Genomic DNA, 23,390 nt, shown 5'->3' on the forward strand with positions numbered 1-23,390 from the left:
ATGCCTTATACAGCAAAAACTTTATGGAAATCACTATGAGTAATATCGCTTATATCAATTTTGGCCCACAGTCGGCTCGTGAAGAGCGTCTCGTGGCTGATACCGATAATGGTTATACCCGTTTGGCTAATGAGCTGTACGAACAGGTCAACTTTGTCGATTTAAATCGCAATGAGTTGAAAGTGATTCATACGATTATTCGAAAAACTTACGGTTTTAATAAAAAATCTGATCGAATATCTGACAGTCAAATCGCAGAGAAAACAAATCTGTCGCGTCAGGCGGTAAATTTTGCAAAAAATTCATTACTACGGATGCATGTTTTGTTGATGGATGGTAACCGGATTGGCATCAATAAAGTGCTATCAGAATGGGACATCCGTGAATGTCATAGGAAGTCTGACAGTGTCAGAAAAACCATGACAAAAGTTGTCACAGAAACCATGAAAAACTTGTCGCAGTTTCACGGGCATACAAAAGACATTATTACAAAAGACAAAAAAGACAATACAAAGATTGTGCCTGCAATACCAAAAAACGTTGCCAAAAAAATTAACAAAGCCACGCAACAACCCTCAGGGTTTACTCCTTCTGAAAAACACACCGCGTTGGCCAATGCACTGGGCGTCAACCTGCTCAGTGAATTTGCTGCGTTTGTGGATTACCACGCCTCGAAAGGGTCAAAGTTCAAAGATTGGGATGCCGCCTTAAACACCTGGCTCAGAAACGCAGTGAAGTTCGGCGTTAAACCGCGTTCTGTATCCCAACGGATGACTGAAAATTTTAATGAAAAACACTATGGTGTCTCGGATATACCGGCTTGGATGGAGTGATAATCATGCTGGACTATCAGGAAGAAATCACTGGCCTGGAAAAGCATCTCCTCACCCTTGAGCAACCGCCGATGGCCATCCCCAACACCATCGTGTTTACCCAGGAGGCCCACTGTAAAAAACATGGGTCTTATGAACAACGTATTCGGGAGTTCAATGTGATTAGCTGTGTCGCCAGGCATTCAGCCTGCCCAGACTGTATCCGAGATAAAATCACGGCGCTTAGGCAAGCTCAGCAGGAAAACAATAAACGTCTCTCTGAGCAACAGATTATCCGCTTGATGCAGGGCTTGAATCTGCCCCCACGTTTTCAGTCAGCTACATTGAATAATTTTGAGCCCATCAATCAAGAGGCCGCGCACTGTCTGAAAGTATGCCAATCTTACGTCAATCAGTGGCCTGAACGACTCAAACAAGGCGGGGGATAGTGATGTGTGGCAAGCCCGGCACAGGTAAAAACCACTTAGCGCTGGCCATTGCTCAGCATGTTATCACTACCTACCAGGCATCGGCATTGTTCACTTCAGCTCTGCACCTGGTGCGAGTATATAAGTCAACCTGGGCTAAGCCGTCTCAGATGACAGAGGCCGAGGTGCTGCGGATGCACACCTTACCAGACCTGTTAATCATCGATGAAATAGGCGTTCAATTTGGCTCTGACACAGAAAAAATTATCTTGTTTGACATCATCAATAGCCGATACGAAGGGATGAAACCAACCATTTTACTCAGTAATCTGCCAAAAGAAGCCTTAGCTCAGTTCATGGGTGAACGGGTGATGGATCGGATGAATGAGGGCGGGGGCTGCACACTGGCGTTTACCTGGGACAGTTATCGATCAATAGTGGCTTAGTGACGGCCATTAAACACGAATGCAGAGCGTATCGGCAGAGAGTGAATACAACACCATGTCAGCAACAACTGTTAACTACGGCTGTAGTACTAGAAGAGGAACTTAAAGACATGGATTTAACGTGTCCCACTGAATTTGAACTCACAGCTCTACGATAGCATAGGTCTCTACCTATTTTGCCGTCGACAATCCCTTGACTTTTTTTCATGCCCTGTTTGACGCGGGTTTCCCGTCAAGGTCATACCGTGCCAAAGAAAACGCATGCTGCTATGGATATTACCCTCATGAATACCAATAATTTTATCCATTATCTCGAAGAACGCTTGTATCAATGGGCTGAATGGTATAGCCGAGGGAATTTTTCGGGTTTAGGTTATCCCTCTTGTTCCATTGAATACCGCGTTATGACGGAAGGGAATGTGTTTCGCCGTCCAGGGCTTAAACCGCTGCCCATCCATGCCGCCGCTGAAGAGATAGAACGTTTGGTCAACGCGATGGCCCAACAAAATCCTGTGATGGTACAGGTATTACGATGTCATTATTTCAACCGAGGCTCCTTACGCTACAAAGCCAAAAAATTGGCCATTTCTCACACTCAGTTCAAAAATTATGTGGATATGGCTCACCAATGGTTATTAGGTCACTTAAGTGGCCGTCTTGAAAAAGACTGATGTTTTTTTAATTTTCTATTTGTGTTGTCAATACAAATCGGGTATAAATTCTCTATTCTGTTACTACTGCATTTAAAAAGCCCGCTTAAGCGGGCTTTTTTCGTTCAACTTGACTTAAAAAACGTTTCCCCACTACTGCTAAGTCGTGCTTACATGAACGAACTCACTGATATTGTGCATCAGCACGCCAATCAAATAAAGGCGGCAGTCCGCCAGATTAATGCGTTGAACACGGATCTGCAAACGATGGAACTACAAGACCCCGGACAAATGAAGCTAGCTGAACTGTCAGAAGCACATCTAAAAATACTATCGGATATCACTGCTATCCAAAAAACCATCATGTCCACCCAGGCTAAGATCGAGACGATGCGTATCACGCTAAAAGAGATAGAGACGACCCTTTGGCAAAAAAGGGTAGAAGAGGTGAGGCGCTCTCAGTTGTTGGCCTTGCTGAGAAAGTATTTTCTTATTTTATGTGGATTGGGAACCATCCTGTTTATTTCTAGCACAAAGATTCATGAGATAAAAATTATCACTCAAATTTTAGCGTGATCGCTGTAAGTCACATTATTGGCACGACGATTTTCGCTATAACCAGTCAATATCAAATCTGAAAGGGGAAAGCGTGGATAAAACAGGATTATCTCAATGCCGATTATAAAGAGGGTTTACGTATGAGCCTAGAAGCGCTAGGACAAGTAGTAGCAAAAGCCGCGCCATTATTGGGGAGCGCCTTGGGAGGATCTGCGGGTGCCGCAATAGGATCAATCATTGCCTCCAAATGGGGGGCAATATCGATAGCTCAGAGGAGTTAATACAACGGATAGAGTCTGATCCGCAGGCTCACCTCAAATTAATCGAAATACAATCGAACCATGAAATTGAGCTACAGCGTATTCAACTTATGGAATCAGAAACGCAGCTAAAGGAGAGAGAAAATGCACGGCAGCGTGAAACCACATTAGCTCAGGCAGGAAAAAGGGATATCACTCCAGCGCTACTCGCTTATCTGCTAACACTTGGCATATTAAGTGCGTTGTACTACTTATTTATCCATCGGGTGCCTACTGAAAACAAAGAATTGATTATCGCCATCGTCAGCGCACTCTCCACCGTATGGATAGGTGCGATGGCGTATTTTCATGGCTCTTCGGCGGGCTCTCGTGCTAAAGATTCGTCGATACATCATGAAGATAATAAACATTCCACGATAGAAATGCGTTAATACGCTTCACTGCAGGTGTTCTCTCTGAGGGGTAATAAATCAATGTCTTCCTATTCATTTCATCACCAGGGTAATTCATCCTATGAACACCAACGATCAGATTCTTTCTTGGACTGACCAAGGCGACAGACGTTTGCAAGCAGCAGAGACACTCAATGGTTCGCCACTGCAACTGACTCATATGGTGTTAGGCAATGTTTTAACATCAATACCTGCCATTAAGCAGGCGATACAGGTTAGAAACGAAGTGTACCGTGCGCCTGTTGATCGTGTCGCCGTGGATACAGCAAAGAAAAGCGTCGTCTGTGAACTCATTGTGCCTGAGAATCAAAGAAATCAAACCATTCGTGAAATTGGTCTTTTGGAACACGAGACGCTGATGGCAATCGGTTATGCTTCCTCTCGTTATACACCGATGCAGCAGAAAGATGGCTCATGGATCTACATTGTCCATATTCCACTTGAGAATATCCCTGCTTCTGCTATTGAAACAGTGGATAACTTAATCAGTCTTGAGGTATCAGATACGCGTTATCTCGATGCAGCAGAAAATTTAAAAGATGTAACGAATAAAAATACTGCACGAGATAATCTTGGTTTAGGTTCTGCGGCGGTGAAAAATGCAGGTACGGGTAATACTGATTTAATTACCACGGGAGACGCAGATAGCCGTTATCTCAATGCGGCAGATAATTTGAGTGATTTACCTGACAAAATCATAGCGCGAACCAATCTTGGACTTGGAGATGCCGCGACTAAAAAAGTGGGTGTGGATGATAACGATCTTGTTACAGCAGCCAATGCGTTGATTAGCAGATCAACTGTTCAAATTAGAGGTTCTGATATTAATGGAGATTTGAATAAACTCTTCACTCCTGGTATTTATTGTGTTGGGTTCATTAGTGAAATAGCTATTTTAAAAAATAATTTCCCTGAAGGGATCAGTAAATCGGGTTTTTTACTAGTGCTAAGGGGTGATTCTAGTAACTACTGCCAAATATATATAGAGGGTAATAATTCTAAAGGCATTTTCTGGCGTAATAAATGGAGTAATGGGAGTAATGGGAGTAATGGGAGTAATGGGAGTAATGGGAGTAATGGGAGTAATTGGACATCGTGGCACGAACTTATCACAGATGAAAATGCAGACAACCGCTATCTGAAAAACTCAGAAAATCTAGCCAATAACACAACTGCACGAACAAAACTTGGCCTGGGTACTGCAGCACTGAAAGATGCGGGCACAGGTAATACTGATTTAATTACCACGGGAGACGCAGATAGCCGTTATCTTAATGCTGCAGATAATTTGAGTGACCTATCTAATAAAACCACCGCGCGAACAAACCTGGAACTTGGAACAGCGGCAACGAAAGAGGTGGGTACTGGCGATGATCAGTTGGTCACAGGTAAAGATGCACTGGTTAGGCGGTCTTTTAAATTAATTAATGAGGTTGACGGTGATTTAGATAATCTTATCACACCTGGAATCTACAACCCTGGAGTAGTAAATAGAATCGATATCATTAAGAAAGGGTTACCGACGGGAGTATCTTCATCAGCTGGCTTCCTATTGGTACTTAGAAACAGTGAAGGTGGCAATTATTGCCAATTTTTTATAAGTGACAGCGCGAGTGGTAAAGCCGTCTACTATCGGAATAAATGGGGCACCAACAATTGGCAACCATGGTGTAAGCTGATCACAGATGGAAACTACAAAGATGATTTCAGTGCTAACACTAACGGCTATCAGAAATTCCCAAGCGGATTAATCATGCAATGGGGAAAAGCTCAGCAGACCACTCGTGGGCAAGTAATGGTAACCTGGCCCATGCCATTTCCTAGCACGGTATTATCTGTGACAGCTACCCCCATTTTGATTAACCCAAAAGGAGAAGACTGCATTAGTATCGATAGTTATACAAAAACAGGAGCGACTTTTTACCGTAGAGCTCAGTATGATAATGGCCTCCGTGTAGAAGCCGATTGGCCATTTTTATGGCAAGCGGTTGGGCACTGATCGTCGTAACCGATAAATTCTGTATTAAAAAACATCAATGCACTAAAACCGGTTTTCTCGCCGTCATCTTTTTGACGGTGAGCGATTCGTCGTGCGTGATGGCACAAACACCGTTCATTATTTCTTTATTTTTTCACTAAATGAGAGCATTCACTATGAGCTATAAAACCCCCAATGTGTACGTCGAAGAACAAGCCATTTTACCCCCTTCGGTGGCTGAAGTATCCACCGCCATTCCCGCCTTTATTGGTTATACCGCGCGTGCCGGGGCAAACAACGAACTAAAAGAGAAAGCGGTGCGCATTAGCAGTCTGCTCGCGTATCAGCGCCATTTTGGTGAGGCACCTTTGACTCACTTTGACGTTAAAGTGAATAACCAGAATGTTGTTGAAGTAAACCCTAAAAAAACAGTCGATTATTTCATGTATGACTGCCTGCGCCTTTATTTTGCTAATGGTGGGGGGATTGTTACATTGTCTCCGTCGGTAATCATCAAGAAGAGATCAGCAAAATCGCCATAGAAAAGGGCATCGACGCCTTAGAAAAAGAAGATGAGCCGACATTAATCGTCATGACTGAGAGTGCCAATCTTTCAACAGAGGACTACGGGGCATTATGTCAAAAAGTATTAATGCACTGTGCAACATTAAAAGATCGCTTTGCTATTTTTGATGCCGGTGAAAATGATATTGATCAAGTCAAAACATTCAGAGAGAAGATTGGGACGAATAATTTAAAATACGGTGCCGCGTATTTTCCTTATCTCACGACGAATTTAGGCTATCACTATAGTGATGACTCCGTGGAAGTCACCGGAATCAGTGATCCCCGTACGCAAATAGGGCGTTATTCGTCTGGCGACAATGGCTTATTAGTGACCTATACCGGTAATCAAAGTGATGCGCCCAAGATAAAAATAAGTAAACACACCGATGCAGAAGAAAAGTCAATTAGTGTCGTTCCCAACAACAGCTTTGTTTTGGAAATCACCATCCCCAAGACTGGCGCTTCGGCGAAAGATATTGTTGCTATTTGGAATGGTCTCAGTGATAAAAAACAATTTAATATGGAGAACCAAGGCACCGGGGCAGATCTGATAGCGCAAGAAATTACCTCACCGCAGGCGCTCACTTATGCGAGTGATACGCCCAGTGCTACACGCGAGAAGTTAAGTAAACTAAAAAGTAATAAAACCGCGCTTTATAACCAAATTAGAGCCAAGATTGACAATGAACGATTAACGTTACCCCCCAGTGCCGCGATAGCCGGCGTTTATGCTCGTATCGACAGAGAACGTGGTGTCTGGAAATCCCCCGCCAATGTGAGCTTAGTCGATGTGATCGGGCCGACGCTGAAGATTACCGATCAACAACAAGAAGACTTAAATGTCGATGCGACAGCGGGTAAATCCATCAACGCGATCCGCAGCTTTACCGGCAAGGGCACAATAGTTTGGGGGCGAGAACCCTGGCGGGGAATGATAATGAGTGGCGTTATATTTCTGTGCGGCGTTTATTCAATCTTATTGAGGAGTCGTTGCAAAAATCCACGGCGTTTGCCGTGTTTGAGCCCAATAATGCCATGACCTGGCTGAAAGTGAGAACCCTAGCGCAAAGTTATCTCGACGACCTCTGGCGTAAAGGGGCGTTAGCCGGGGCGACACCCGAGGAAGCGTATTTTGTCAAAGCAGACCGCGGGCAAACGATGACCGAGCAAGACATTCTCGAAGGCAAATTGATTGTCGAAATCGGTGTGGCGGCGGTGCGTCCCGCTGAATTCATCGTGTTGCGCTTTGCGCATAAACTGCAGCAAGCCTAACGCTTTTCTTCTGTTTTTTCTTAAAGCGGCGGTTTGATTCACTGCCTCTTACCCTTTTTTTATTATTTTTAAGCTGGAGATGACCACCATGGCCACCACTGTCGCTGATATCAAAGCGGATTACCCCTTTTCTGTTTATCGTTTTAACGTAAGTATTATGGGTCTAGAAGACAAAGTCGGTTTTTCTGAAGTATCCGGGTTAGAAGTCGGGCATCAACCCATTACGTATAAAGATGGGTTGGGTTTTAAGCATATGCCGGGCATGCCAGAGCCTATCAAACTGACCTTAAAAAGAGGCCTGGTAAAGGGCAATTCTATCCTTTACGATTGGATGATCAGTGTCCGTTTGAATCGTGTTGAGAAACGCGATATCACCATTAGCCTACTGGATGAAGAAACCCATCCACTTGTGACTTGGACAGTACAAAGTGCGTTTCCCACCAAATTAGTCGCCCCGTCATTTAATGCGACCAGTAACGAAGTGGCCATTGAGACGCTAGAGCTTATGGCTGATAGTCTGCGTGTTGAGCATGCATGATAAGGCATAAGGCGTTAAAATAATGCTGTTACCCAATCTTTCTGCCATGGAGATAAACACGCCGCCCGTGAGCTACCGCTTCGCGGTGGTGTTTTATCCCTCAGGTCGCACACCCAATTTAGTCGATATGCGCTTTCAAAAGGTATCGGGGTTATCACTTGAGGTAAAGACCCACAAGATACAGGAGGGGGGCAACAATGTGGGTCATGCCGTATTACCCAGCGGCGTACGGTCGCCGACGTTACGACTCGAACGGGGCATGGTATTGCTATCGCCACTGAATACGGAGTTTAACAGCACACTGAGCTTTTTTCAGTTTAACCCTTGTCATGTCATGGTCACGTTACTCAATGAAACTTGTCTGCCCACCGCAGCCTGGCTATTTTTCAACGCGTTTCCCGTGGGCTGGCAATGTTCGGATCTGGACGCCAATGCCAATGTCATCCTGATCGATACTTTTGAGCTGGCGTATCAACGTCTGCAACCGTTGCGAGTGTAATGATGCCGATTGAAATCCGCGAGCTGATGATTAAAGCCACCCTGAGTGATCCGCCACATTTTAGCGGGGAAGCATCCCGATGGGTCGAAGAGGTGAATACGGAGGATCCGATCCTGCCTGAGCGGCAGGATCACGATCCCAGGGGGCGTCGGTTTATCGCCGCCCAGCTTGAACAGTTGCTGCCTGAACAAGTAGAGAAGCTGTTACGTGATCGATTTTCTGAACAAGCATTAACCGACCAGATAGTGCACATCTTGGCACGAATGAAGGAAAGGTAAAATATGAACCCACTGCAAGCATTGAAGTCTGCGATTAAATTAGAAAAGCTCACGCTCTACGCCTATGACTACGTTGAACGCAGCCAGAAGCAAAAAACAGCAGAATCCTTTGAAGCACGCTTTAATCCGGCGTCGTATTCCCTTTTTTTTAAAAATACCTTTTCGCGCTTTGAACAAACTCAGTACCTCGGCGACACGTCACAATATTTGGCGGTGACCTTACTGCTCGATGGCACAGGGGCTGTAGCAGAGATGGGGCTTCATCCCGCGCCGCGCCAAGACGTGCAAAAGGAAGTGAAACGCTTTCTTAAGCTGACCTATGATATTTATGGTAAAACGCACGAAGCGAGATACCTCACGCTGGAATGGGGTCGCCTGAGTTTCGATTGCCGCTTGTACTCGGTTGACGTCAATTTTACCTTGTTCGATCGCGATGGATCCCCGTTACGTGCAGAGTTGGCTGCGGTCTTTATTCAAGATGTCGACAGTAAAAAACGGTTGTTATTGGAGGATAAACAGTCCCCTGATCTCAGTCACATCAAGTGGGTGACCAGCAGTGACAACCTGCCGTTGATTGCCTACCACGCTTATAATGACATTGACTATTATCTTCATTTAGCACAATGCAATCGCTTGGATAATTTTAGGCGGCTGCGCGTGGGTAGCACGTTAAACCTGCCTCCGGTCAGTGGACAGTGAATGATGAAAGGTGTCTATACCATTACGCTCTCCTGTCAGGGGAAAAAACTCACCTCACTGCAACGTCACATTGTGGCGTTAGAGGTGATACTGACGGTGAATAAAATACCGACGGCTCAGCTGGTGATAGCAGAACGCGGCCCGCCTGCAGAGCAACCGTTTCATTTGAGCCGGGGGATTTTTTTAAACCGGGTCATCGCGTGGATATCCACTTACGTTATGAAGATGAACCCAAAAATGAAAAATTAATTTTTTCCGGTATCGTGGTTAAGCATAAAATTGCGTGGCATGATGATCACGGATCACGATTATCACTTGATCTCAAAAGCCAAGCGATTCGGCTGACAACGCGACGTAAAAGCGTCTTGTTTGAAAAGACCACGGATAAAGACATTATCACGCGCCTGATTAAACAAGGGGGACTCACCTTGAAAGGCGCTATAGGGAAAGCAGAGGTAAAACATCCCCAAATGGTGCAGTATCACTGTAGCGATTGGGATTTTATCTTGGCGCGCGCGACCGCGAATGGATTGTGGGTGTTATTTCATTACCTGGAAGGGAAAGAGCACATCCAGATTGTGGCACCCGATTTCAAACAGTCGCCTAAACAAGTGTTTAACGTGAATAACGTCGATCCACAGATCGTCATCCACAACGTGGAGCTTGAGGTGGATATTCGTCAGCAATTGAACAAGGTACGTGCTGCCCACTGGGATACGAAAAAATTAGCCTTGACTTGGGTCGACGCTCAGCAAACCAGTGTTAAAAAAGGCACCGTCGATGCTGTGCAAGCCGCTCAGACCATCGGCGCGGATCCCTATCCGCTGGTGCATCTGGGCGGGGTGGCTCCTGAAGAGCTCCAGGCCTGCAGTAAGGCGATGCTGGATCAAGCGCGACTCACGCTATTACGGGGCCGCTTTCAGATAAAAGGCAGAAAAAACATTACACTTGGTGAATGCATTGCCATTAAAGGTGTGGGAAGCTACTTTGAAGGCCATGCCATTGTCACCGGCATTCGTCATCAGCTCAATCGAGAAGGTTGGCAGACCCATGTGCAAGTGGGCCTCACCGAGGGAATGAGCCGTTCCTTCGAAATGTGTGATCCCGCTGCGGCAGGATTATTACCTGCCATCCAAGGTCTCCATGTCGGGATCGTGGTCGGGCACGCGAAAGAACAAAACCCGCAGTTTTGCCTCAAAGTCCATTTACCCCTATTGGAAGATAAAAATAAAGTGCTGTGGGCCCGGTTGGCATCGCCTTATGCGAGCGATAAAAAAGGCCTGGTGTTTCGACCTGAAGTGGGGGATGAAGTGGTGTTAGGGTTTTTTAATAATGACCCCCGCTATCCGGTTATTCTCGGTGCCATGCACAGTGAAAAAAATCCGCCACCGCTGGCTATGGAGAAAGACAATCATCAAAAAGGCATTGTGACGCAAGAGAACATGCAATTTTTAATGGATGATAAAGAGAAAACGCTGAAGTGGATGACCGCTAAAAATAATAGCGTGACGTTGGTCAGTGGCAAAAAATCCGGTATTTACTTGAAAGATCAACATAACAATCAGGTGAATTTAACGGAGCAAGGCATTGACATCAAACTTGATAAAAATTTGACGGCTGATACGGGTCAGAATGTGGTGATTAAAGGTAAAAAAATTGACTTTAAATAAAAGGGGCTGATAATGGTAAATGACCAGGCATTTTTAGGCCAAGGTTGGAGCTTTCCGCCCACCTTTTCACAGCAGGGGGCGGTACTGGAAGTGGTGTCGGGTGAAGAGGATACTCGGCAAAGCTTACGCATCCTGCTCTCGACTAATCTGCAAGAACGTGTGATGCAACCGACGTATGGCTGTGAACTGGGTCAGTTTGTATTCGAGGAAGTCACCCAGGGCTTGATCCATCGTCTGCAAAACATTATCAGTGACGCCGTGTTATACCATGAGCCCCGTATCCGACTCGATGAGGTCATCATCACGCCGCATGCGCAGACGTTACTACTGATCACCCTGAATTACACGCTACGCACCACCAATTCACGGAGCAATCTGGTGTATCCCTTTTATTTAACCGAAGCGACGCATTTGTCATTTTAAGATAATGCGTTCTATTTTTACTTTTTTGTAGATATTCGCATCTACATTTAAGGAGGATAAATATGAGTCAATTTGTAATAGAGACATCGGTGGAAATGTTGCCGAATGAATGGGGTGTGGTTATCCGTCGAAAAGGCGTCCCCACACTCACAATTAGCGCAAAGGTTTGCCGCATTTGATACAGAGAAACACGGGGTGAAGCGATGGCAACCGGCTGTATGGGTGCTGAAATAATTTGATGTGTCGGCTCTGGGAGGTTAACTATGTTAAATATCATCCTCGTTGATGGCGATAGCGTCTTGTTTATGCCGCTATTTGGCCAGGCGATGGTCGTAGTACGTCCTGGCAAACTGACAGCGAGCGGTAAATCCACTAGGAAAGGTAAAAAAATCGCCCTAGTAGGGGATGAAAAGCAGGTCTCTGTGGCAGGATGCGTCTATGTCACGCCGGTGTATAGTATTCCCGGCACCGGCACACTAAAAATTGCGGCATTGGCCGGTGATCAAAAAACACAGAAAGTCATGTGTTGCGGTAAGGCGATACTGCGTAAAGGTCAACGATTTACGGCGAAATTTGAGGTGCAAAACCCTGCCAAGCAACCGCCACCCGGTCCAGGCGCCCCATCCCCGATCCTACCCCGAGCTACAATGGTAGCGGGATATTTCTGAACAGCCATGTTCATGCCAGCGCAAAATAATAACCCTCTCTTCTGAATACGCTACGTGCCTTCATTGAGGGCATTGCTGGAAGGCCGATGCTGCAATGACACAAAAACCGTATTCTTGAAATTTTTGGAAAAAATGACATGAAGCTTAACGCAGCATCCCAATATCGCGATGGCACCAGTCAACGCCATCGATTGTTGACCGCTCTGGCTCCGGATTATTTTGTTGTCGATGATCGCACATTGCATGATGTTATCCAGTTTGCTCAGGCGTATGCCAAAGAGCTTCGATTTTATGAGAGCGGACAAATTACCCCTACAGACTGGACCGGTTTTTTGCCTACGGATAAACAGTTTATTGAGGACGCCGTTCGTTTTATTAAGCAGCCGGAAGCCATTGTTGACCTGGATCGGCGAATGGCGTTGATGCAACCTCATCGGGTCTTGTTTTGGGTTTTTCTCTTATTGCTTCGTTACCCCAGCAGCAATTGAACGCCCTCACGCAGCGTTATCTCGAGTTTTACTACCGAGACTGCCTACAATTAAGAGAAAAACCGCCCCAGCCGGATCGGGCGCATGTGATCTTCGAACTGGCGCCATCTCAGCAAGCCTATTGCCTTAAAGAAGGGATCTTACTCAGTACGGAGCAAGGTCAATCTGATAGCGCGGCGCCGATTTATCGTCTCGACCGAGATAGCGTGATCACCTCGGCACAAGTGGCTAAAATTTGTGCCTTGGCGCTTAAAAAAGAAGTGTACGACTTTGCGACTTTTTATCACCCGGGAAAAACCAGCGATAACGATTTTGCCGCTCTGTTGCAGTGGGTTTTAGAGAGAGCAGCGCAACAGGTGGCTATGCCCGCAGGTTTTGAGAACGCAGCGCCAACGCCTTCCATTGATTTGCCTTCGCTCAAAATGCTCGCTGAGCAAGATCAATTAAAAGGTAAACAAAAAGATTACATTGAAGAAGAGCTGGCTTTCCATGACGTGAACGATTTCAAAATGTGTTTGCAAGGGCATCGGTTGCAGACGGCAGAACAAACAGACCAGATTCACAAGATGATGGAACGTGTTTATCAAAAAAAAATAGCGCTCCAGCGATACCAGGCACTAGAACATAAACATCGTAATGGAAATTTTATCAACATGCTGGCCTTCGCGCTGGGTGCTCCATTACCGACATTGCCCAGTCCGCACACTGCGATAACGTCCTTAAAAACCGATCTCACCCATCCTGCGGTCATGGATTATATTAATAAAAAACTCTATATGACGATTAAGGATTTTGAAAAAATCATCGATATCGTCATTAAAGCGCCTGACATCAATTCCAAGGATTGGAAGGAAGTGTATCAACTCGTCCAGGGTGCTCAGACCCTAAAGCAACGTTATCCCGATATTCGTATTGAAAAAACAACGCATCTGTGTACACGCGTTATGCTGGATGCTGAACTGAAGGAGCATAAGCCGTTTAAAACATTCGATTGGTCTGCAACCGATACCCCGGCTCTGCTCGGTTTTGCTGTCAGTTCGCCTTTATTACGCCTTGGTGAAGGGCGTAGGAAGATCACTTTAACAGTAGACTGTCAACGCGATACTTTTCACCTTGATCGGCTGAATAAATTTGTGCAACAGTCACCTTTCACTTTTCAATTAAGCGGCGCTGAAACCCATTTTGCTCCCTCGTCGGCGACAGTCACCGCAGGGCATTTTTTTTTGGCAACCGCCCTGGCGGAATACGATACGAATACGTTGGCTTTAATTTGCCGTTTTAAAGGTGAAAAGGGGCAATTCAACAGCGAGAGGGATAAGGATAATTATCTCCAATTTGAAGACGGGCAGCTTTATCAAATCACGGAGGTGATGAGTGCGCAACACGCTAAACTCCGCCCCGTCGGTTTTTTGCCGAGTAAAGGTTTCATTAAAAAATACCCTGAACTCACTCTGACGGGCACGGGCAGCCCTTTGTCAGGCTTGGCATTAGAAGAAATGCCTGTCACTGAAGGCATAGGCGGCAAAACGCGTAAAATCATCACGGCAAACAGCAATTTGTTTACCGTGAAAGATCATTTTAAACAGTACATTTTATGGACGGACGGGCGAGTTTATCGGATTGAACACCGGGTGAATGCCAATAAAATAGAAGTCGTTGAAGTGGCTTATTTACCGGATATAAAACCCAAACCCGCCGCGCCACGGCTGTATCCCGATATTCAATTGACGGAAACCAAAATACTCACGGGGTTAGTTATCGATGGCGTCGCTGCAAATAACGAGCAATTCACAGAAAAAGAGGTCGGTAATTGGTTGGTTTGGTCCAATGGGCAGGTCTTTGCTATTCAAAAACAGGTGGGGAACCAAGAAGTTAAAGTCGCTTGTAGAGGGCAATTACCTCCCAATACGAAGATTGAAAAATATGCTGCTGACGCCTTATTTTTAAATGGGCTTCAGTTTACATTCGATCTTAATGAAACGGCCCCGGCAATGACCGCTCCGCTAATCGATGTTAGCCATCAAGGGTTGACCGGTGTTGACCCGACGATAAAAATAACCCTCAAAGCCGGGGGTGACTACGATCTGTTTAAAATGATCATCGTAGAAAAATATAAGTTGGCGGTGAATGTGCAAGGGATTAAGGATGTAAAACGGAGAAACGATGCATCGCTGTTAACGAACACCGTTTTATTGCAGCCGTTTGGTGATCAACCTACCGCCCATGCCGGATTTTATTGGGCGCACTCAGAAATTTGTGATAACGCGTTAGATTCACTGGATTTAGGCATCACCTGGTCAGGGTTACCCGAAGATTTTGGTACCCACTATGCGGCTTATAAAAAATTTTTAAGTAAAAAAATTGATAACACAAGCTTTCAAACCCAGTTAACCGTCGTGAACAACCGTGTCGTCACCGCCATTGGCACGCCACAATGCTTATTTTCCGTCGATCCGAACAGTAAAAAATTAACCGCCCACACCTGTCTGCAGTTTAAAAATTTACCGAAGCTGGGTGAGGAGGAGGTAAACCGCTTCACACACAACGACCCCGATGAAGAAGACCCTATGGCCTGGTCTCGCTATTTTAAACTCGCATTAACCGAGCAAGATTTTTTGCACGACCAATATGCTACGGTGCTCAACAAAAGCGCATTAGCCCCGCCGACAGAAGGTAAAAGTGTGCCGAACGTCTATCCGCCTTATACGCCATTGATACGCGACTTGACGCTCAATTATACGGCTTCCGCGCTGATAAACCTGGCCCATCCTGCCCATAATGCAATCAATGAAGCACAATTATTTCAGCTACATCCCTTTGGAAGTAAGGTCTTGGGGCACAACGTCAATCAGTTATTACCCCAATTTTCAGCCGCGGGTTATTTATATATGGGTCTGAAAGACGCAACCGTGCCGGCACCGCTCTCATTACTGTTTCAAATCATCCCGAGCGAAAGTGATAAGCTGGAAGAAAGCGCCGATATGACCTATCACTATTTAGGTCAACATGATTGGGTAGCAGCAGATAGCTCGACTTATTTTCATGATGAGACGAAAGGGTTGATGCACAGTGGGGTGATGTCGTTTCATCTGCCAGCGGCCGCCAGTCATGAAAATCCCCTGATGCCCACGGGTTTACACTGGTTGTGCGGCTCCGTTAATCAAGAGGTGGTATCGCCTCAGATTGTTGCGATTAAAACACAAGCGGCAACAGTCACGTTGGCAAAGGGGGCGAATGATGAACACCACCGCAAACCGTTACCGGCTTATTCTATTAATCAACTTGTTACTGCCGATCCACAGATAAAAGCGGTCACACAACCCTACGCTTCATTTGGGGGGCGTGCCAGAGAAAATCATCAGGCTTTTTGGCAACGGACGAGTGAGCGATTACGTCATAAACAGCGCGCCATTTCCAGCTGGGATTATGAGCGCTTAGTGTTAGCGGCATTTCCACAGCTCTACAAAGTCAAGTGTTTAACGCAAACACAACTGAGCGCATCACCGTTAGCGAAGGTCACTGTCGTGGTTATCCCCGACAATGCCAATAACAGCGAACCCTTTTTGCTGCTGAAACCCAAGGCCTCGCGTGACTTGCTGGAAGCAATCAAAGTTTATTTAAGCCAGTATATTTCGCCTTTCGTTGATTTGGAAGTGAAAAATCCAAGCTATGAACAAATAAAATACCGGGTCACTGTTCGCTTTAAAAAAGCCGATGAACCCGGTAATGATATTGCTGAACTCAATAAAGCGATTAAACGCTTTCTGTCACCTTGGGCCTATGAAAGTACCGCGGAGGTGACATTCGGTAGCTATATTCACAACTCATTGTTAATCCATTTTATTGAAAAACAGCCTTATGTCGATTACGTCGCCCAACTCAGACTCATTGAACACATCAAACTGGACAGTGATCTCACGGCTTCTAACACCGTTTATTCGATACTGGATGTGGATCAAGCGCAAGCGCAAGTGCACGCCCTCGATGCTGTCTTGGTTTCTGCCCCGGAACATATTATCGAATTAGTGACAATGCATCAGCATGAAGATATTTATTTTGAAGGGATTGGTCACATGATCATTGAAACAGATTTCATCGTTCATTAAGGCTTTACATTTAATTCTATAGAGGAAACCACAATGCCTCAAAAAACCAGAGCAGAGCTAAAAGACCGCTTTAAGCGCGGTGACAGACCCACCGCGCAAGATTTTAGCGATCTGTTCGAATCTTTTTTAAACGTTAAAGAAGATTGGATCAAAAAACCAGAAGGGGTTGAAAAGCCGCTGCGCATCATGCCACAAAGTGACCAACAAAATTGGCTGGATTTCTGTGTCAATGAAAGCAGTTGCGATACGGATTACTGGCGTTTAAATCATCAACCTCAGGACGATAGCACCGGTTTCAATTTATCTTATGAGGGTAAAAGCCGACTTTTCATTGATAAAGAAAAGGGGAAAACCGGCATTGGCACCTTTAATCCTGGCGCACAATTGCATATTCAGTCCACGAAGGGCGTGCATATGTTACGTGTTGGCACTGCTGATACTACTGCCTTGTTTATTAAAGAAGACGGTAAGGTAGGCATTAATCATGCAAGTCCAAACTACGCATTGGATATTCAGGGTGAAGCCCAGGCATGGGGTTTGGGCTTAATGGATCGAACAACACATTGGGAGAAAAATGGTACCTTGTACCAGCGTAATGGGCCCGTTTATCTCACCACCGATCACGGGCTTCATCTGCGCAGGCAGGGCAGTGCAGATACTGCGTTTCATTTCGACACCCCCCAGAGAACATTAACGATTAGCACACAAGATGCTAATCAAAAATCGATAGACGCAAAGGGTTATATCGCATGCCAAGGCCGTATTGTGTGTCAAGCGGGGATACAGATCGATGGAGGCAAAGCGAATTCTCACTGGGATAACTTCGACGGTGCGTTTTATCGCTATAATGAGCATTGGTATCTCTCGGTAGACAATAACCTTTATTTTCGCAAAAAAGGAGCAAAAAATATCGCTTTTCATTTTGATATTGATACCGCGACGTTAAGAGCCAACAAGTTTCAGCAGGCCTCTGATCGCCGTATCAAAACCAATATCAAACCGCTCGGGCCGGTGCTTGACAAAATACAACGATTACAGGGGATCTATTATGACTGGAGTGACCATGCGAGGACAAAAGACTATCTCAAAGAGCCGCAAATAGGACTAATTGCCGACGAACTGCAAGCGTCGTTTCCTGAATTGGTCGCTTGTGACCAAGATAATTTTAAATACGTTGATTACGGGCGTTTTACCGCGGTATTGCTGGAAGCGGTCAAACAACAGCAGCAAATGATAGCGCAATTGTTTGTGCATTTGAAACTCACGCCATAGAAAACAGTTCATCTTCAAAGCCACTTTTATCCCCTCCAACACAGTGAGCCGCCCCTACATGAAACAACCATTACAGCGTCGTCTGGACGAGCTAAAACAGGCCTTTGCGCAAGGCCAAACGGTGTTTAACGAGCTTAAAGAAAAACAAGCCAATACGCATGACACCTTGTTACGTCTACAAGGCGCGATTCAAGTGCTAGAAGAAATATTGACGCAAGAGCCCGTTTCTGATGAAGCCGAGAAAGCCCTTCATCCGTCCCCAAAAGACGACAATTGAGATAAAACACAACCGAATGCGACTTAACAGTAAAATACAGGGCAAACAGTATGATAAACAACGATGCCATGGCCACGACAGCGCCACCCACAACGCCAACCCCGCTTGGCATGGATTATGCCTTTCTGCGCAAAACGGGTATTGAGCATATTCAACGCTTAGCCGGTGAACTGTGGACTGACCATAACACACATGATCCCGGTATCACGCTATTGGAGTGTTTATGTTACGCCATCACCGATGTGAGTTATCGCTTATCGTTTGAGATGAAAGATTTGTTGGCCGTATTACCCACCCACGGAAGCAACCCGTCAAACATAAGCCGTGCCCCTTTGTTTACGGCACGTGATATTCTGACTTCTCATCCTGTGACGCTCAACGACTATCGCAAATTGTTAATCGATATTCCTGGCGTCAGAAACGCATGGATTGAAAAAAATCCCGCGTCTTTGGTGCCCATTTATTATGAAGCCCAATCCAATTGCTTACGCTTGAATCAAGCCACGGAAACGGCAAAACCGCTGCCCCTACGCGGTATATACCAAGTGTATATCGCCAAGGACGACACGGTTTCCGATGGCAAAAAAGAACAAGCGCTGATGAAGACAGTGAAAGCGCGATTACACCAATACCGCCAGATCGCCGAGGATTTTGCCGATCCCATTCTGCTGCCCTTTGAAGAAATTACCGTAAAATTACACATCGTGGTGGCCGATGATGTGGATCTTGATCGCTTAGCGGCGCATATCTACTGGCAATTAAGTCAGGCGATTGCACCTACTCTCTCTTTTCATTCACTGAGTGCCCGGCGCCAGGAAAATAGGCCGATTGACACGATTTTTGAAGGCCCTCCTTTAGCCAACGGTTTTATTGATGAGACTGAGCTGGAAGGATTTGATCGTAAAACCACGCTGCGTAGCTCCGACTTTATTCATATTATTCTCGATATGGATGGTGTGCAGTCGGTGAAAAAAATTGCGCTGGAAAGCAGTCAAAAGAGCGGATTTCACCAACCCTGGGTGTTAGAACTAGACCTGAATTACACACCGAAATTGAAACCGTTGCAACAACTGCTCGAAAGCGATCTACAATTTGAGCGCCAGGGTATCCTTTGTCAAATCAATATAGAGGCGGCTAAAGCACATCTCAAAAACGTGAAGGAGCGCGAGGCATTCGATAAAAAAAAGCAGCCGCTACAAGATATTCCACTGCCCCGCGGTCACTATCGACACCTCGGCGACTATGTATCGATACAACATGATCTCCCCCCCAACTACGGTATAGGATCATTAGGGCTGCCCGATTCTGTCTCCCCAACGCGTAAAATTCAAGCCAAACAACTCAAAGCGTATTTACTTTTCTTTGATCAATTGCTGGCCAATTATCTTGCGCAATTAGCACACATTAGAGAGCTATTTTGTCCCCCTATAATAGGAGATACCGCGCCTCGGTCGATTCAGACGTATTTTACCCAGTCCGTCACCGATGTGCCGGAACTCGACAGTGTACTGAATCCCGATCACAAAACGCATTTACAGCAAGCCATAGAAAATGTTGACACGAAGATAACACGTGAAAATAAATTGTTAAATCATTTAATGGCCCGCTTTGGGGAGCAATTTATCGATGACGCTCTGTTGTTATATGACAAACAACAGCAGCGTAAGCCGGTGATTTCTCTTGGCGAAAATAAAGCGCCTTGGCAGGGGTTTCATCTCGAGGACAAACTCGCTTTTCTGCAAGCCTACCCGCAAATGAGTGCCGCCCGTGGCAGCGCCTTTAACTATACCCAAAAAAGGGGGATACGGACAATATTGCTGGCCTCAAAAGGCGTCTCTGCGGATTATTAGGTATACAAGCGGTGAATACCGCCACGATTAACGATGAAGGATTTCACCTCGTTGAACATGTGCTGCTAAGACCCCGATCAACGCCGTCCACTGAGCCCTATTGGGCATTTTTGGGTTCACCGATTGTTAATTTTTCGGAATCAGCGCCTACACGCATTGCTCGTTTTTCGAAATCAGCGCCTAACAGAACTGTCTGTCACGTTCCCGATCATGATTTACAAGCAGGTGATCACATCACGATTTCTAATACCACGCATTATAACGGGCGCTATGAAATAAAATGGACCGCCAAGGATTCCTTTCATATTGAAAAGCCCTTTATCGCGGAAGAGGTGAATCAAGGCAAATGGACGTTTCCTAACAGCACTTTTTGTCATGCCTCCGATCACGGTTTACAAAAAGGCGATCACATCACGGTTTCTGACACCGGTCATTATAAAGGGAATTATGAAATAAAATGGAAGGACAAGGATTACTTTTGTATTGAAAAGCCTTTTGTCGCAGAAGAGGCGAATCAAGCTCAATGGGCGATGGACATTCATGGGAAAGATCCTTATTCATTACAACTGAGTTTTATTTTTCCTGCTGAGTCAAAACGATTTAAAGAGAAAAATTTTAAAAAATTGCTCTGTGACGTCTTAATCAATGAAGTGCCTGCCCACCTGGTGATTTATGTGCATTGGTTTAATTACAAGGCTATGTGCGCATTTGAAGAAGTCTATCAGGCGTGGTTAACGAAAATGGCCACCGATCCTACCTCTGCTTGGCAAGAATCGGTGCAATTACTGGTATTGCTCCGCATGGGCAAAGCGCTAACGTAGCAGTCTACAGACGATGCCAACGCACCTTATACAATGCCAAACCTGGATAGTGCACTTGTCTTCACAGCAGCCAAGCTGGGCGATAAAAAATACCCTCAGTCAATGGGCACGCGTACAGCTGCCGCCGATCTTGGCAAAGATTTGTGATGAGCAGATTGAAGCTAATCAGTGGTATTCACTGGATAAAGTGGAACTGGATTTAGGGGTCATTACATTACCTGCTGAGCCACAACAGGTTATTGAGCAGATCGCTACGGCCTTTTCCCAGGCATTAGCTAAGCAATTACAGAACTTTAGGCCAGCGGCGATCATGAAGCGCGATGAAAATGCACAAGCGCTCCGTACGTTAGATTATTTTATTAAAACGGGCACGCGACCTTGGTGGGTTTCCAAAGACACCGTGGCACTGACTCAATGCTTGCTTCGGTTAATTGACCGTACCCCCGCACGGCTTAGAGAAAAATTATGTCACTACCTCGCGCAAGCCGCCACTTTACAGCGCCTCATTGCACAGTGTTCTGATGATCAGCTATTAGCCCTCAGTCGACTATTAGCCCAAAACGATCATGTGGAGCTGTGGTGTCAACAAATAAGTGCCCCTTTACACCGTGCTTTTACCCGAGAACAGTTTGCTGCCATGGCATTAAGAAGCGCTTATTGGCAAGCCATATTAATCACCAGTGAGATGATGAGCCGTGTAAAAATCGATAAGACAGCTTTTTATAAGCATGTCCTGCTACACCTGGCCACCCATTGTCAGCTCAATTATCATTACCTTTTGGTGAGGCTGTTCGCCACACTCAAGGCGCAAGAAAAAATTGCCGACCCCTGGCCGACACTGTTACCTGAGCAGCATGGCAGTCCATCAACACGGGAAAAAAATGATGTAAACGTTTTTATAAATGAGGCTATTTATGAACAACTGCTCACCCAATTACAAATACTGAGAGCTTTTTGTACAGCCAAAAACAAGCAACCATCTCTCTCTTATACTCACACGCCAATGCTTGATATTGCTCGCCAAACAGGGCTGATAAGCAAGGTGGATCGCCTTGTCGACGTCATCATGGCGAATAAAAAAAGATTTTCTGAACATCCTCAGACGCGAGAAGTGGAACTCAATCGCTTTAGGGTGTATTTAAACAAAATAATCCCTCAATTAGGGATCTCTTTATCTGAAACGTTGGCGCATCTGCCTTATCACCGCCTGGTGACGTTGCAACAAACGCTGAAGGAACTTGACACTTTTTCACTCATGCGAAAACATCACGTTTTTATTCGTAGCATCATGGAACAGATAAAGCCAAATGTGTCAAATCAAGTCACACTCAGGCATCAAGAGGGTAAAATCGCGGCGCTTATCCCGCCGTTAAGGCAATTATTAAGCCGATTACAGCAAGAAATCACGAAAGCCGAACACCAATCCACGTCGAGTAAACGCGTTGACAAGGTTCAGCATGAACGCCTGTTACAGGGAACACAGCCAATCCCGTCGATAACAGTCGCCGATTGTGGAATCGGTCAATCTGAGCAATGCCAAAAGAGTCAGATAGCCTCGTTGATCCCTCACAGCGAGAAAGCGTCGTTAAATGATTTAAAAGAGAAAGTGACAAAGTTGCGTAAACACTATGGACGCTTATATCGGCAATACCAAGCACTATTAACATTGACGGGGCAAACCGCTACAGTGAAAGCGGCTAAGCACGACGTTGCCAACCTTATTTTGAGTACACCGTCCTTGCAACCTGTCACTGCGATGATCAATACGCTCTCTGTGGTGCTAAAAAAACAGCAGCAAGCACATCAAGCGGCGTTAATGCTCACTAAAACAATAAGCCAATCACTTTTACTGGCAAGAGAAGCGGATATAGATCAACATGAAGATATTTACGTTGATAATGCAGGGCTAGCGCTTTTAGGGATTTATTTAAAACCCTTTTTCACCACGGCGCACTTACTGCAAGGAGATCACTTTATTGATCACCTTGCAGCGCGGCGAGCCGCGTTGCTATTACAATACCTGATGACCTCACAGTCGATATGCTTTGAAGAAACCTTGACGTTTAATAAACTCCTTTGTGGTCTGAATTTACAAGTACCGATTGAGCGCACCATTGAAGTCAATGTCGCGGAGCAGGCGGCATGTGATCAGCTCTTTGCGCAGGTCAAAACCCAATGGCCGGTGATGACGCACCTATCAAACTCCTATTTGATTCAGCATTTTCTTATGCGCCAGGGGGTGATACGAAATCACCCCTATCACTGGCAATTACAAATAGAGCGTACGTCCCACGATGTGTTGATGAAAGGGATCACCTGGCCTATCAACCTCATTCAATTACCCTGGCTTGACAAACCTATACAAGTGGATTGGTAAA

23 protein-coding genes and 1 pseudogene are annotated in these 23,390 nt (G+C 45.6%); all 24 read left to right on the forward strand.

What is annotated here, in order from left to right:
- Positions 1–35: 35 nt before the first annotated feature.
- Positions 36–833 (forward strand): replication protein, encoded by a 798-nt coding sequence (locus tag CCS41_RS12565; RefSeq protein WP_119797621.1) that lies wholly within the window; start codon positions 36–38, stop codon positions 831–833.
- 5 nt (positions 834–838) lie between these two features.
- A pseudogene (locus CCS41_RS12570) lies at positions 839–1,686 on the forward strand (ATP-binding protein).
- 206 nt (positions 1,687–1,892) lie between these two features.
- The gene (locus CCS41_RS12575) at positions 1,893–2,357 is read left to right on the forward strand and encodes a hypothetical protein (RefSeq protein ID WP_240313763.1); all 465 of its coding nucleotides are present in this window, start codon (positions 1,893–1,895) and stop codon (positions 2,355–2,357) included.
- A gap of 153 nt (positions 2,358–2,510) precedes the next feature.
- Positions 2,511–2,912 (forward strand): hypothetical protein, encoded by a 402-nt coding sequence (locus CCS41_RS12580; protein ID WP_162860077.1) that lies wholly within the window; start codon positions 2,511–2,513, stop codon positions 2,910–2,912.
- Between the two features lie 229 nt (positions 2,913–3,141).
- Complete coding sequence (locus tag CCS41_RS12585; protein ID WP_119797624.1) at positions 3,142–3,585, forward strand: hypothetical protein; 444 nt, start codon at positions 3,142–3,144, stop codon at positions 3,583–3,585.
- Between the two features lie 82 nt (positions 3,586–3,667).
- A complete protein-coding gene (locus tag CCS41_RS12590; RefSeq protein WP_119797625.1) occupies positions 3,668–5,605 on the forward strand; it encodes a gp53-like domain-containing protein in 1,938 nt (645 codons plus the stop codon).
- A 155-nt stretch (positions 5,606–5,760) separates the two neighbouring features.
- Complete coding sequence (locus CCS41_RS16795; protein ID WP_240313764.1) at positions 5,761–6,126, forward strand: hypothetical protein; 366 nt, start codon at positions 5,761–5,763, stop codon at positions 6,124–6,126.
- Positions 6,127–6,176: 50 nt separating this feature from the next.
- Positions 6,177–7,190: a phage tail sheath subtilisin-like domain-containing protein gene (locus CCS41_RS16800; protein ID WP_240313765.1), complete on the forward strand. Its 1,014-nt coding sequence runs from the start codon at positions 6,177–6,179 to the stop codon at positions 7,188–7,190.
- Positions 7,142–7,423, forward strand: a complete 282-nt coding sequence (locus CCS41_RS16805) for a phage tail sheath C-terminal domain-containing protein (RefSeq protein ID WP_240313766.1) — start codon at positions 7,142–7,144, stop codon at positions 7,421–7,423. Before CCS41_RS16800 ends, CCS41_RS16805 begins: the two co-directional genes overlap by 49 nt.
- An 88-nt stretch (positions 7,424–7,511) precedes the next feature.
- Positions 7,512–7,961: a phage tail protein gene (locus tag CCS41_RS12600; protein ID WP_119797626.1), complete on the forward strand. Its 450-nt coding sequence runs from the start codon at positions 7,512–7,514 to the stop codon at positions 7,959–7,961.
- A gap of 22 nt (positions 7,962–7,983) precedes the next feature.
- The gene (locus CCS41_RS12605) at positions 7,984–8,460 is read left to right on the forward strand and encodes a phage tail protein (RefSeq protein WP_119797627.1); all 477 of its coding nucleotides are present in this window, start codon (positions 7,984–7,986) and stop codon (positions 8,458–8,460) included.
- Positions 8,460–8,738 carry a DUF5908 family protein gene (locus CCS41_RS12610; RefSeq protein WP_240313767.1) on the forward strand — a complete coding sequence of 93 codons (279 nt, stop codon included), beginning with the start codon at positions 8,460–8,462 and terminating at the stop codon, positions 8,736–8,738. The genes CCS41_RS12605 and CCS41_RS12610 overlap by 1 nt, the downstream gene beginning before the upstream one ends.
- Positions 8,739–8,741: 3 nt before the next feature.
- Positions 8,742–9,437 (forward strand): CIS tube protein, encoded by a 696-nt coding sequence (locus CCS41_RS12615; protein WP_119797628.1) that lies wholly within the window; start codon positions 8,742–8,744, stop codon positions 9,435–9,437.
- Positions 9,438–9,686, forward strand: a complete 249-nt coding sequence (locus CCS41_RS16810) for a hypothetical protein (protein WP_240313768.1) — start codon at positions 9,438–9,440, stop codon at positions 9,684–9,686.
- Positions 9,638–11,107: a type VI secretion system tip protein VgrG gene (vgrG, locus tag CCS41_RS12620; protein ID WP_240313769.1), complete on the forward strand. Its 1,470-nt coding sequence runs from the start codon at positions 9,638–9,640 to the stop codon at positions 11,105–11,107. Before CCS41_RS16810 ends, vgrG begins: the two co-directional genes overlap by 49 nt.
- A 12-nt stretch (positions 11,108–11,119) precedes the next feature.
- Complete coding sequence (locus CCS41_RS12625; RefSeq protein ID WP_119797629.1) at positions 11,120–11,530, forward strand: GPW/gp25 family protein; 411 nt, start codon at positions 11,120–11,122, stop codon at positions 11,528–11,530.
- A 263-nt stretch (positions 11,531–11,793) separates the two neighbouring features.
- Positions 11,794–12,198, forward strand: a complete 405-nt coding sequence (locus tag CCS41_RS12630; RefSeq protein ID WP_240313770.1) for a hypothetical protein — start codon at positions 11,794–11,796, stop codon at positions 12,196–12,198.
- A 137-nt stretch (positions 12,199–12,335) separates the two neighbouring features.
- Positions 12,336–12,686, forward strand: a complete 351-nt coding sequence (locus CCS41_RS16815; RefSeq protein WP_240313771.1) for a hypothetical protein — start codon at positions 12,336–12,338, stop codon at positions 12,684–12,686.
- Positions 12,683–16,792, forward strand: a complete 4,110-nt coding sequence (locus CCS41_RS12635) for a baseplate J/gp47 family protein (protein WP_240313772.1) — start codon at positions 12,683–12,685, stop codon at positions 16,790–16,792. Before CCS41_RS16815 ends, CCS41_RS12635 begins: the two co-directional genes overlap by 4 nt.
- A gap of 33 nt (positions 16,793–16,825) precedes the next feature.
- Positions 16,826–18,064, forward strand: a complete 1,239-nt coding sequence (locus CCS41_RS12640) for a tail fiber domain-containing protein (protein WP_119797630.1) — start codon at positions 16,826–16,828, stop codon at positions 18,062–18,064.
- A gap of 58 nt (positions 18,065–18,122) precedes the next feature.
- Complete coding sequence (locus tag CCS41_RS12645; protein ID WP_119797631.1) at positions 18,123–18,341, forward strand: hypothetical protein; 219 nt, start codon at positions 18,123–18,125, stop codon at positions 18,339–18,341.
- Positions 18,342–18,391: 50 nt separating this feature from the next.
- Positions 18,392–20,191, forward strand: coding sequence for a hypothetical protein (locus CCS41_RS12650; protein WP_119797632.1), 1,800 nt, complete (start codon positions 18,392–18,394; stop codon positions 20,189–20,191).
- An 11-nt stretch (positions 20,192–20,202) separates the two neighbouring features.
- A complete protein-coding gene (locus tag CCS41_RS12655; protein WP_119797633.1) occupies positions 20,203–21,012 on the forward strand; it encodes a hypothetical protein in 810 nt (269 codons plus the stop codon).
- A 13-nt stretch (positions 21,013–21,025) separates the two neighbouring features.
- Positions 21,026–23,389: a contractile injection system tape measure protein gene (locus tag CCS41_RS12660; RefSeq protein ID WP_119797634.1), complete on the forward strand. Its 2,364-nt coding sequence runs from the start codon at positions 21,026–21,028 to the stop codon at positions 23,387–23,389.
- Position 23,390 lies beyond the last annotated feature (1 nt).

It is taken from the genome of Candidatus Fukatsuia symbiotica (genome assembly GCF_003122425.1).
GTDB lineage: Bacteria > Pseudomonadota > Gammaproteobacteria > Enterobacterales > Enterobacteriaceae > Fukatsuia > Fukatsuia symbiotica.

Bases quoted from the DNA above. Each gene is read 5' to 3' on its own strand.
- CCS41_RS12565 (WP_119797621.1), top strand. From the start codon at position 36: ATGAGTAATATCGCTTATATCAATTTTGGCCCACAGTCGGCTCGTGAA.
- CCS41_RS12575 (WP_240313763.1), top strand. From the start codon at position 1,893: ATGCCCTGTTTGACGCGGGTTTCCCGTCAAGGTCATACCGTGCCAAAG.
- CCS41_RS12580 (WP_162860077.1), top strand. From the start codon at position 2,511: ATGAACGAACTCACTGATATTGTGCATCAGCACGCCAATCAAATAAAG.
- CCS41_RS12585 (WP_119797624.1), top strand. From the start codon at position 3,142: ATGGGGGGCAATATCGATAGCTCAGAGGAGTTAATACAACGGATAGAG.
- CCS41_RS12590 (WP_119797625.1), top strand. From the start codon at position 3,668: ATGAACACCAACGATCAGATTCTTTCTTGGACTGACCAAGGCGACAGA.
- CCS41_RS16795 (WP_240313764.1), top strand. From the start codon at position 5,761: ATGAGCTATAAAACCCCCAATGTGTACGTCGAAGAACAAGCCATTTTA.
- CCS41_RS16800 (WP_240313765.1), top strand. From the start codon at position 6,177: ATGACTGAGAGTGCCAATCTTTCAACAGAGGACTACGGGGCATTATGT.
- CCS41_RS12600 (WP_119797626.1), top strand. From the start codon at position 7,512: ATGGCCACCACTGTCGCTGATATCAAAGCGGATTACCCCTTTTCTGTT.
- CCS41_RS12605 (WP_119797627.1), top strand. From the start codon at position 7,984: ATGCTGTTACCCAATCTTTCTGCCATGGAGATAAACACGCCGCCCGTG.
- CCS41_RS12610 (WP_240313767.1), top strand. From the start codon at position 8,460: ATGATGCCGATTGAAATCCGCGAGCTGATGATTAAAGCCACCCTGAGT.
- CCS41_RS12615 (WP_119797628.1), top strand. From the start codon at position 8,742: ATGAACCCACTGCAAGCATTGAAGTCTGCGATTAAATTAGAAAAGCTC.
- CCS41_RS16810 (WP_240313768.1), top strand. From the start codon at position 9,438: ATGATGAAAGGTGTCTATACCATTACGCTCTCCTGTCAGGGGAAAAAA.
- CCS41_RS12625 (WP_119797629.1), top strand. From the start codon at position 11,120: ATGGTAAATGACCAGGCATTTTTAGGCCAAGGTTGGAGCTTTCCGCCC.
- CCS41_RS12630 (WP_240313770.1), top strand. From the start codon at position 11,794: ATGTTAAATATCATCCTCGTTGATGGCGATAGCGTCTTGTTTATGCCG.
- CCS41_RS16815 (WP_240313771.1), top strand. From the start codon at position 12,336: ATGAAGCTTAACGCAGCATCCCAATATCGCGATGGCACCAGTCAACGC.
- CCS41_RS12640 (WP_119797630.1), top strand. From the start codon at position 16,826: ATGCCTCAAAAAACCAGAGCAGAGCTAAAAGACCGCTTTAAGCGCGGT.
- CCS41_RS12645 (WP_119797631.1), top strand. From the start codon at position 18,123: ATGAAACAACCATTACAGCGTCGTCTGGACGAGCTAAAACAGGCCTTT.
- CCS41_RS12650 (WP_119797632.1), top strand. From the start codon at position 18,392: ATGATAAACAACGATGCCATGGCCACGACAGCGCCACCCACAACGCCA.
- CCS41_RS12660 (WP_119797634.1), top strand. From the start codon at position 21,026: ATGCCAACGCACCTTATACAATGCCAAACCTGGATAGTGCACTTGTCT.